This is a genomic window from Desulfovibrio sp. (assembly GCF_034006445.1).
Lineage (GTDB): Bacteria > Desulfobacterota > Desulfovibrionia > Desulfovibrionales > Desulfovibrionaceae > Desulfovibrio.
The window spans coordinates 50,210-61,062 of sequence record NZ_JAVESS010000019.1 but is presented as its reverse complement, the minus strand read 5'-3'; the positions used below and the strand labels follow the sequence as shown (position 1 = coordinate 61,062).

The 10,853-nt window shown below is 60.1% G+C and carries 7 protein-coding genes; 2 read left to right on the top strand and 5 right to left on the bottom strand.

Annotation, left to right across the window (positions count from 1 at the left end; translation table 11 throughout):
- Nucleotides 1-404: 404 nt before the first annotated feature.
- Nucleotides 405-689, top strand: coding sequence for a hypothetical protein (locus RBR41_RS12315; protein ID WP_320352919.1), 285 nt, complete (start codon nucleotides 405-407; stop codon nucleotides 687-689).
- 1,145 nt (nucleotides 690-1,834) lie between these two features.
- Here RBR41_RS12315 and RBR41_RS12310 read toward each other — a convergent pair.
- The 5 genes from RBR41_RS12310 to RBR41_RS12290 form a co-directional block, all read right to left on the bottom strand.
- On the bottom strand, nucleotides 1,835-3,316 hold the full coding sequence (locus RBR41_RS12310; protein WP_320352918.1) for an aldehyde dehydrogenase family protein: 1,482 nt from the start codon (nucleotides 3,314-3,316) through the stop codon (nucleotides 1,835-1,837).
- 800 nt (nucleotides 3,317-4,116) lie between these two features.
- The gene (gene cobM / locus RBR41_RS12305; protein ID WP_320352917.1) at nucleotides 4,117-4,974 is read right to left on the bottom strand and encodes a precorrin-4 C(11)-methyltransferase; all 858 of its coding nucleotides are present in this window, start codon (nucleotides 4,972-4,974) and stop codon (nucleotides 4,117-4,119) included.
- On the bottom strand, nucleotides 4,967-7,177 hold the full coding sequence (gene cbiE, locus RBR41_RS12300) for a precorrin-6y C5,15-methyltransferase (decarboxylating) subunit CbiE (RefSeq protein WP_320352916.1): 2,211 nt from the start codon (nucleotides 7,175-7,177) through the stop codon (nucleotides 4,967-4,969). The genes cobM and cbiE overlap by 8 nt, the downstream gene beginning before the upstream one ends.
- Nucleotides 7,174-8,619: a cobalt-precorrin-5B (C(1))-methyltransferase CbiD gene (gene cbiD, locus RBR41_RS12295; RefSeq protein ID WP_320352915.1), complete on the bottom strand. Its 1,446-nt coding sequence runs from the start codon at nucleotides 8,617-8,619 to the stop codon at nucleotides 7,174-7,176. Before cbiD ends, cbiE begins: the two co-directional genes overlap by 4 nt.
- A gap of 2 nt (nucleotides 8,620-8,621) precedes the next feature.
- A complete protein-coding gene (locus RBR41_RS12290; protein WP_320352914.1) occupies nucleotides 8,622-9,527 on the bottom strand; it encodes a hypothetical protein in 906 nt (301 codons plus the stop codon).
- Nucleotides 9,528-9,839: 312 nt separating this feature from the next.
- Here RBR41_RS12290 and RBR41_RS12285 point away from each other — a divergent pair, with 312 nt between their 5' ends.
- Nucleotides 9,840-10,835, top strand: a complete 996-nt coding sequence (locus RBR41_RS12285) for an OmpA family protein (RefSeq protein ID WP_320352913.1) — start codon at nucleotides 9,840-9,842, stop codon at nucleotides 10,833-10,835.
- Nucleotides 10,836-10,853: the final 18 nt, after the last annotated feature.

Sequence of the window (10,853 nt, the reverse complement as noted above, 5' to 3'; positions counted from 1 at the left end):
GGAGTCATGCGCAGCATGACAAAGTGGCCAGGTTTGCCCTTGCGGGCGATTTCCGGCGCATCAAGCACCAGTTTGCTGGTTTTGCCCGGGATCAGGCTTTCCTTGTGCAATATGCGTGTTGGCATAGACTCTCCTCTTATGACTTTAGGTGGTGATGGTATATGTGAACTCGACCCCTTGCAAGGGCAACCCGGGCAAGAGGAGGACATAACTCACTATGTATGCAAGTCTTTATGCAGAGGCGTAAAATTTTCTAGAAATATGTTCTTTCCGCTAAAGGTTTTTATTCCTCACTCCGATAAGGCTAATGATGAGTGGGGAAGGGGAGACCGCATGTTGAGACAACATGGCGAACCAGCCCCCCAGACGCAGGGAAGCAGTGATCCATTCAGGGAGGAATGGTCATGTCGCAACGCATCAATGACGCATTCCTGTCGGAAAACGGACCGCAGGACAGATCTGCGACCTATTATGAGGAGCATGATCTTGTCCTGATACAACGGTACCTTGCCGTACTGGAAGAAAACAAGAAAGCCTGCTGCTCGGCACTGACCGATGCGGATTTGGCAATGGACATGGCGGGATTTGTGCGGCGCACGCTGCAAAATTCCGCGCAGAGGCCCCTGGCGTCACCCGCACTGCTGGCTTTGGCCCTGGTGCAGCGGACGCCTGAAGGGCCCCAACAGTAAACCGGCGTAGTCTGCCCCTGTGGGCGGGCCGTCGTGGAACCTGAAAAAACGCAACCCCGGCAGGCGGCCTCATGCCGCACTGCCACCGTTAAACGAAAAGCATCACTTTTCCGTGACATGGCTGGGTGCGTGGCCGGTTCGCAGTTCATGAATAATTCTCCACTCATGTGAAGGGGAGGGCCGTGGGGGCCCTCCTCTTTTTTTAACGCTTTAAAAAAATTTTTATTAACTTGTGCTGATTTTTTATTTGTGTCAAACTGTCGTATGATGAATTTGAATATTGACATTACAAACAAGCAAAGAAAAGAGATGGAACGCATCGTAAGCAACTGGACAAATTATCTTGAAAGTGTCCCGCCGACTTCCGATGCTGTTAAGGTACACAGATGCTTTGGGACCAATAGTTCCATAGTGAGAAAAGATAATTTTAACAAACAACTAAAAACGGTTGTTGATAAAATGCGACTGTGGCTCGACGCTACAGACCCCGCAGCCCATAACACCGCCCGCCGCCCTGGGAACTGGGCGTAAAACGTGCCAGGCCAAAAGCCCGGTTTCGAGAACCTCACCTTGAAATTGCCTTGGCGGCTGTATGAGCAGACGCCCACTGTGAAGGCGCAAGCGCAGTTTATCCACACAGTTATGACCCAATACCAGCGTGTCATGAATTTTTGGAATATATACTCGCAAAAAGAATCAACACCAGGAGCCGCGCGGCATGCCAGGGCAATCTGTTCTGGTTTGTTCATATGGCGGCATACGTATTACTTCGAAAGAGGGTCGTGACGGCCCTCTTTTTTTTGCTTCGCCCTCTGCCCTTGCCGACGAATCGCCGCGACGGTGCGTCTGGGTCCTGAAAGGCCCAGGTGGCTGCAGGCGCAGGCCCTCGGCATGGAGCCGCAAGGGTTGTCTGCCCGTGCCGTCTGTCCGTGCTGTCGCATGTCGGTTCGGGCGTGCCGCAACTGTTGAGAACAGGCATGCTCGCTATTGATCCGGTCTAGGGCCTGTACCTTTTTCAAAGGGTACAGGCCCTGACGCTGTTCTAGAGTGCAGCGCGCCACAGCGTGGCGTGGATTCTGCCGAAAATCATAGTTTTCGGCAGAAGATCACCTTTGAAATGCACCACATTTCAAAGGGTATCTGCCCTAGGGGTAGAAGCCGGTGGGCTTTTCGCCCAGGTTGACCATGATGTTCTTCTGCTGTGTGTAGTGTTCAAGCATGATCTTGTGGGTTTCACGTCCGATGCCGGATTCTTTGTATCCGCCAAAGGGAGCGCCCGCCGGGATGCTGTTGTAGCAGTTTACCCACATGCGGCCCGTTTCAACGGCGCGGCTTACGCGGATGGCGCGGTTGACGTCGCGCGTCCACACTGCGCCGCCCAGGCCAAAGACGCTGTCATTGGCCATCTTGATCACTTCTTCTTCAGTCTTGAACTTGATGATGACGGCCACGGGGCCGAAGATCTCGTCCTGGGCTACACGCATCTTGTTGGTGACATTGCCGAGCAGGGTAGGCCGCATAAAGCAGCCCTTGCCCAGTTCGCCCTCGGTGACGCGCTCGCCGCCGCAAAGCACTGTGGCTCCTTCACCCTTGGCCTGTTCGATGCAGAGCAGTATGGCCTTGAGGTGTGATTCATATATCTGCGCGCCCATCTGGGTCTTGGCGTCCCAGGGCAGGCCGACCTTGACGCGGTTGAAGCGTTCAACAGCTTCAGCCACGAACTTGTCGTAAATGTCTTCATGCACAAAAACGCGCGAACCGGCGCAGCATACCTGCCCCTGATTGAACAGGATGCCCAGTTGCAGGCCGTCCATGGCCAGATCCCACTGGCAGTCGGGGAAGAAGATATTGGCCGACTTGCCGCCCAGTTCGAGGGTGGAAGGGATAAGACGCTTGGCGGCGGCCAGGCCCACACTGCGGCCTACTTCAGTAGAGCCGGTGAAGGCCAGCTTGCTGAAACCGGGGTGTTCCAGAATGTATTGGCCGGAGCGTGAACCACGCCCGGTTACGACGTTGAAGACGCCATTGGGCAGCACATCGGCTATGAGACGCGCCAGTTCCAGCACGGAAAGGGAGGTGTGGTTGGAGGGCTTGAACACGGTGCAGCAACCGGCGGCCAGCACCGGAGCCAGCTTCCATGCTGCCATGAGGAAGGGGAAGTTCCAGGGCACGATCTGCCCCACAACGCCGATGGGCTCACGCAGAACCAGGGAGAGCGTGTTTCCGTCAAGCATGGTGGCGGAGCCTTCGTCAGTACGCACCACGCTGGCAAAGTAGCGGAAGTGGTCGGCGGCGAAGGGGATGTCAACATTCAGGGTTTCGCGGATGGGCTTGCCGTTGTCCAGCGTTTCCACCATGGCGAGGTGTTCTTTGTTGGCGTCAATAATATCTGCAATTTTCAAAAGCAGATTGGCGCGCACAATGGGATCGGTGTTTTTCCAGCTTTGCCAGGCCCGGGTAGCGGCTTTGACGGCGGTGTCCACATCTTCCTTGGTGGCCTCGGCGCAGGTGGCAAGACGCTCTCCATTGGCGGGGCAGAAGGTGTCATAGGTCGCGCCGTCAGAGGCGTCTTTCCATTGGCCGTCAATGAAGAGGGAATATTTGTCCTGCAAGTGTGGCTTTTTCATGACGCATCCTTTGGTTGAGAGTTATTCCGCATAATAAGTCCCTTTTATCTTGGTATAACAACTCCATTTTCTGTATGTTATAGGGTTGTGAAACGGAAAGAGTGATACAATGTGCTTTAATTGTGAAAAAAATATCAAATCAATGGTGTAGTGTTCGGAATTGATACAGTCAAAACACGTCACCATGTTTGATGAAAGAAAACGCCAAAAGAGAAAAATCGGCAACTGTATCACGCTCTGCATGATTATCAGGATAAGTTATAAATAAATTGCCTGCGATTCAGGTCAGATGGATGTATGACTACGGCATCGGCGCCATCTGTTCCGTAATGTGCCCTATCCAGGCGGACTTTTTTGAAAAGCGCAGCGTATGACGCGAGGTGCGTGTGGCGTTGGGGAGCGATATGTCGGGGTGCAGTGAGGCGGCGGTGTTACGGGGCGGGTTTATCTGCAACTGTATGGGCGGCTGTGTGAACGGGGCTTCGCTGTGGGTAGATCTGGGGGAGACGCTGTCTCTGCCTCCCTTTTGGGATTATGAAAAACTTCGTGTCACGCTGGAATATGATGAGAGTTTTAGGGGGAGGGGGTGTGGGGGAGGCGACCCTTTTTTAGAGCATTTAATTTCGTCAAAGTTAAATGCTCTAACGCTGCACGAGAGTGCAGCGCGCCACAACGTGGCGTGGATCCTGCCGAAAATCATACTTTTCGGCAGGATGACAACTTTGAAATGTGAAGCATTTCAAAGTGAATCTGGCCTAAGAAGGGTCCCTCCCCCACAAAGTATTTTAAAGTCCGAAATCCTAGTCTTGACCGGACTGCCTGTAGCCGTGGCTGAAATTGGCCGCATACAGGAGCGAGGCCGTGTCAGCGGCGTTTTGACCCGGCAGCACCAGAAAAACGGTCTGCCGCACAAGGCCGTGCTCGTGTACGCAGTGGGCCAGGGTTCCGGCGGTGGCCCATATGAGGCGCTGTTCGGGCCAGCCCACGCGGTAGGCGCATAAAACGGGCGTGTCTGGCGGGGTGTGGGCCAGCAGTTCTGCCTGCAGATCTTCGCAGGCTCCGGCTGAAAGATAAATGGCCATGGACGTGCCGTGGGCCGCCAGCAGGTGCAGGGCCTCGCGTTCCGGCACAGGGGTGCGGCCTTCCATGCGGGTGATGATGAGGCTCTGGGTCACTTCCGGCACGGTAAAGGTCACGCCTGCGGCGGCGGCGGCCGCACAGGCTGCGGTAACGCCCGGTATCACGCGCCAGGGGATGCCGTCCTGATCCAGCAGGCGGGCCTGCTCACGCAGCGCGCCGTAGAGGGAGGGATCGCCAGTGTGTACGCGCGCCACCGGGCCGCCCGCCAGAGCCGTGCGCCGCACAAGGTCATGACACTGCTCAAGGGTCAGGGGGGCGGAGTCCACCACGGGGACGCCGGGGGCCGCGCAGGCCACCACGTCCGGCGGAACCAGCGACCCTGCATAGAGCACAAGGCTGGCCTCTTCAATGGCTTTGCGGCCTTTGAGGGTCAGCAGTTCCGGGTCGCCGGGGCCTGCCCCCACAAAACTGACAAGACCGGGGGCTGCGCCTCTGGCGTGGGAGGGGCCGTTCGCGCCCGATGGGGTGGAGGCGTTCAAGTTGTCGACCGGAGGTGTTTTTGTGCTGCCGCTATTCATGTTCACGCTTCTGCATGACGCCGTCGGGGGCGGGTTTTTGGGCTGTAAGCAAAAATACGGGATTCATGGCCGCCAGGTGCACGTCGCCGCCCAGTTCCCTGCCTTCTGAAGCCTGAATCTGGCAGATTTCCACAGGCCAGCCCAAGCGCTCGAAAAAGTTGCGGCAGAGGCAGAGGGTGTCCAGCAGAACGCAGCTTGCCACCACACGCCCGCCTACGGGCAGGCGCAGGCAGACGTGGCCAAGGATGTCCTCACCGTCCTCGCCCGAAAGACCGCCGCCAATGAAAACCCGGTGCGGATCGGGCAGGGAGGTCAGACATTCGGGCGCTTCGCCCAGGCGCACGTCCAGAATGGCCACGCCAAAGCGGCGGCGGTTTTCCTGAATGCTCATGGCCCGACCCACGGAGCGCTCCACAGCGATGACGCGCCCTTCATGGGCCAGTACGGCGGCTTCAAGGGCCACGGCCCCGGAGCCAGCGCCCACATCCCAGACCACATGGTGCGGCTCGATGCGCAACAGGGCCAGAGCGGCGGCCCGCACGGGTTTTTTGCTGATAAGCCCCCTGTCCACGGCCAGTTCGTGAGCCTCAAGGCCGAGGCGCGCGCGGCGCGGCGTGTCGGCGGGCACAAGAACAAGCGTGCAGGCGGGGCCAAACGAGGTGCTGGCGGCTTGTGCCATGTCCAGATTGTGGCAGATTTCATCCGGCGCGCCCATGCGTTCAAAAACGTGGGCGCGGAACCAGTCGACGCCACGGTCAAGAAGGTGGCGCGTGAGGAAGTCCGGGGTCATGCGCGCGTCGGTGAGCACGCAGAGCGGCGCGTTTTTGCTCACAGCCGCATTGAGGGGGCCGAGATCGTCACGCCCGTGCAGGGAAAGGCAGATAACCCTGTGCCAGGGCAGGGCCAGCCGGGCGCAGGCCTGCTGCAGGGAACTGACGGCAGGCAGGAGGCGCACTGCGTCCTGCCCGAGAAGGCGCACCAGGGTTGCCCCGATGCCGAAAAGCAGGGGGTCGCCGTCGGCCAGCATGACAACGCGCTCGCCAGAGGCGCGCATCTGGCTCAGTCTGGTGAGTACGGGCTGCAACGGAGTGCTCAGGGGCAGCAGACGCGCCTTGAGCGTGTGCGGGCCTGCATTGTCTTCATAGGCGGCAAGCGTAGAAACGGGCGCAGAACCTGGCGCAGAATCTGGTGCAGAAGCTGGCGCAGGGGCTGGGGAAGCAGTGTCGGAAGACGCATGGGAAGAAGCGCGCGCGGCGTCGCTCTGGTCAGCGGGATTTTTCTCCTCAGCCGCGTCGGTCAGTTCGCGTAAAAGATGACGTCCGCCGCATATGACGTCCGCCTTTTGCAGCAGGTCGCGTTGCGCGGCAGTGAGATCCAGCAGGCCGCGCGGGCGGGCGCAGTCAAGGCCGAGAACCGTGATGGGCGAAGGTTCTGCCGTGGTGGGCTCAAAAATGAAAAAAGATTGCAGAATTTCGGACATGGGCGGCCAGTCGTCCGTCTGGGATTCCGCAGGCTGGTCTTCCGTGAGTTGTGGCGAGAGCTGTGGCGAGAGCAGTGGCGCAGGCGATGTCGCTGGCTTGCGCTGTTTTTTGGCCGGACGCGCTACGGCAACCGTTTCTGCGGGTCGGGCGGCAGTGCCGGGAGCGCCATGTACGGCGCTGTTTTCAGTTTCTCTGGCAGGGGCGGCTGCATCGGGGATTTCCCATGCAGCGGGCGACACCTGAGGGGCGGAAGCATCCTGTGAATCCGGGGCAGGCGAATCCGGGGAGGGCGAATCCGGGCCGGGCGAATCCGGGCCGAGCGAATCCGGGCTGGGCCATGCGGCTGGCCCCTCCTGCGGGTGGGGGGCAGGCTCGGACGCGTTGAAGGAATGTGGGGCCGCGTCCGAGGCGGAATCGGGAAGAGATGGCGCGGCATCCTTTGGCGAAGCGGCCCCTGGTAGGGCAGCCTCTGGTGTTACTGCTTCTGATGCAGCGGCTTCTGGCGCGGTGGCTTCTGGCGCAGCGGCTTCCAGTGGGGCGGCCTCGGGCGCGGCAGCTTCCATTGGAGCGGCTTCTGGCGCGACAACAGGGACGTCAGGCGAGATGACCCTGACCGCGCCGGGCGCGGCTTCGGGTTTGGAGTCGCCCCTGCGCTCGCTTGCGCTTTCGGGGCCGCTCGGTGCGGGCACGGCGATGCCGGGCAGTGCGACCTGATTTTTCATAGTGCCAGTAATTCCCTGCCGTCGGTGTGAAAAAGATGCAGACGCACATGGCGGCCTGCGAAATTTGCCGCCACGGCGGCGGCTTTTTCGCCTGTGAGGGCGATGACATCGTTTCCGGCCTTGTCCTGCAGGAGCAGTTCCAGAGCGTGGGCCGCCGTGACGCAGTGGCCCACCTGATCCGCGCAGGACGCGCCGCACTGGCGGCACAGGCGCGCGAGTTCCTCCATGTCCAGTTCCGCGTGACGGGCATGGGTGTAGGCATGCCCCTGGGCAAGTTTGACCAGTTTGCCGAAAAAACATCCCCATATAAGATTGTCAAAAGGCATGGCGCCGGCAGCCTTGAGGGAAAATGCCGCAAAGTCCGCCACCTGAATGAAACTTCTTTGCGGCATCTGCGGATATTTGTCCATAAGCAGGCGCTCGGAGCGTCGCCCCGTGGTCAGGCCCATGTCGCGGCAGCCTGTGGCCGCAGCCACGGCCAGACCCTGCTCAATGGTGGCCTTCCACGCCTGATGGCTGTAGGGCCGCACCGTTCCCTGCGTGCCAAGGATGGAAATGCCGCCCACAATGCCCAGGCGCGGGTTAAATGTTTGCCGGGCCAGACGCTCCCCTTCAGGAACGCTGACAATGACCCTCAGGGGAGGGCACGGGCCTGTGCCGAACACCCGCGCGCCGTGGCGCATGGCAAAGGCTATCTGCTGGCGCGGCGTGGGATTGACGGCAGCTTCACCCACGGGAACGGGAAGCCCCGGCAAGGTGACGCGCCCAACGCCCGGCCCGCCCTCAATGCTGACGGCAGGGGAGTTGGCGGCGTCCGTCCCCGTGGCGGCGGCAGCGGTGACGCCAGTTTGTCCGGTCATGGCGAAATTTTCAACTACCGTCACTGTGATAAGCGCGCCGGAAGTGGCGTCGGGGTCATCACCGCCGTCCTTGCGTATGGAGGCGTGGGCCACGCGAAGGCCGCCATTGCGTCCCTCTGCCCCGATGGACTGGGCGCAGCCCCCCTCAACAAAAAGCGGCGCAAATTCCGGACATGCGGCCAGCTCCGGGGCCGGGCCATGGCCGCAAACAGCCACCTCAAGCCGCAGCCAGCCCCTGGGCGTGGGGATATCTGCGTGTTCGGGTGTTGCATCATTTGCCGCGCCCGAGACAGCGTCCGGGGCAGCGTCCGGGATTGCCGCGTCCGTGGCCGCGTCCGAGGCAGCGTCCGAGACAGCGTCCGAGACAGCGTCCGGGATTGCCGCGTCCGTGGCTGCATCCGCTGCGACGGCCGCCGCGGCATCCCGCGGCCCGGAAGAAGCGGAAGAGCCGGAACTGAAAGGGGGCAAGGGCACGTCCACATGACCTGGCGCGCACCCGGCGCGCAGGAGGTGCAGGGCGGCCAGAGCCGCGCCCGTTGCTGCCGACCCGGTGGTAAATCCTTCGCGCAGTCTGGCGGTCATGATTAATCGGCCGCGTCAGGCAGCCAGACCTGCCCCTTGGCCACCAGAGACACTGGCCCGTCCACACCGGCCATGGACACTCCGCCCTCGGAAAAAAGACGTACATCAAGCGGGGAACCGCTGGGCTGCATGATGCTGAAGCTTTTGGCTCCGGCAGTCTGCGCACGGCTCAGAGCCAGGGCCAGCGCGCCGGAACCGCAGGCGCTCTCAAGAAAATCGCTGCGCGTGTCGCGCACGTGCACCAGGGGCAGCATGTCCATCTGGCCCTGAAGCGTCCTCCACCATATGACGCCCACGGCCGCTTCCTGTTTGAGGTCGTAGCGCTCACGCAACAGGGCCGCTGCGGCAAAGCAGTCCTCGGGCTGGCTGTGTATGTGCCTGTCGAGCAAAAGGTGGCTGATGCCGGGCAGGCGTACCAGATGTATGCCCTCGGCCTCGCGCTGTATGGTGATGTCGGGCAGTTGCAAAATGGCTTCCACGCGCCAGTAGGGCGCGTACCCGCGCACACGGAGCTGCACGGGGCTCTGCCAGCCAGAAACGCTGATTTCATAGCGCCGCTGTAATGCGGGGCCGTCAGGAGCGTCGGGCAGGGGGCTATCGGCAGATTCGACGGACAGCACGCAGTTTTCATGTGGTCGGGCCGTATCGTCAGTCTGCTGGCGACAGTCGTCGGCGCTGGCCAGTAGTGCGCCCACGGCCCGGCTGGCGTTGATGCAGAATTCGCCCCCGGCCATACGCAGACTTTGGGCTTCAATGTTGACAAAACCGGCCTGTTCGCCGCCAAGGCAGGATTCGGTAAGGGCCTGTCTGGCCAGTCGGCACTGCAAGGCGGGAGCGAGCCCGTCTGACGGAAACAAGAGAGTGGTGTTGCCGCCTGGGCTCCATTTTGAAAAAGGCAGGGTAGGCATAGAGATACTTTCCTTTTATTCTTCCTCAAAGTATGCCTCAGGCTCGGCAGGCTGTCCAGCCGTGGGGGGTTGCTATGGCTTTTCCTATGGAACGGGGCACCGTAAAAACCCTTGGGGAATCGTAAGCAACAGGCAGTTATCAGAGAATATTTCCTATTTAAAACTTGCGGTTTTTCATAAAGGCGGTTATGTCTAAGCCAGTTGCCGTCTCCATAGGCCAAGCCTGGAGCGAGCCGGCAACGTGGCGGGCACACCGCGATTTACTGTTGGTTGACGGTAATTCGACGAACTTATCAACGTTTGGGAGGCAGTATGAAATCGTTTCGTCTTCTTGTTCTGGCCGCTGCTCTGGTATTGAGCTACGCTGTGGCCGCCGCGGCCGCACCGGCCTGCACCAAGAAAATTGACAGCTTTGACTTCGTTGTGGACTATTCCGGTTCCATGATGATGAAGAACGCTCAGCTGAAGCAGGATAAAATCATTGTGGCCAAAAGCGTGTTGCAGCGCATCAACGCCGCTATTCCTGCCTTGAACTATAATGGCGGCCTGCACACCATTTCGCCCAACGGCGTTATCGTTGCCCAGGGTCCCTGGGACCGCGCCACCATGGCCGCTGGCATCAACAAACTGCGTTCTGGTTTTGACGTCTTTGGCCGCATGACCCGTATGGGTACCGGCCTGCAGGCTTACGAACCCTTCCTGTCCAGCATGAAGCGCGACGCCGCCGTTATCCTCGTGACCGACGGCGACAACAACCGTGGCGCCGATGTGGTGGAAGTTGCCCGTCAGCTGTATGCCAGCCAGCGCAATCTGGTTGTCCACATCATCTCCTTCGCCGACACCAAGAACGGTGAAGAAACCATCAAGAAGGTCGCCGCCCTGAACCCCGCCACCATCGTGGTGCGTGGTGAAGAACTGGCCACCAGCGACGCCGCCGTTGAGCGCTTCGTTCTGTCAGTGTTCTGCCAGGATGAAGACGTGATCGTGCTGCGTGGCGTGCACTTCGCGTTCAACTCCTATGCTCTTGACAGCAAGGCCATGGGCATCCTGAACGAAGCCGCCGGTCTCATCAAGGCCAGCCCCAACAAGCGCGTCGTGCTTGCTGGCTGGACTGACTGGATCGGTTCCGACGCTTACAACATGAAGCTTTCGCAGGAACGCGCCAACAGCGTGAAGAACTACCTTGTGAAGCAGGGCATCCCCGCCAGCCGCATGACCGCCATCGGCCGTGGCAAGTCTTTCAAGTACAACAACGAAACCGCTGAAGGTCGCGCCATGAACCGGCGCACCGAAATCTCCTTCGAATAATCGAAGGCGGTTTCCACT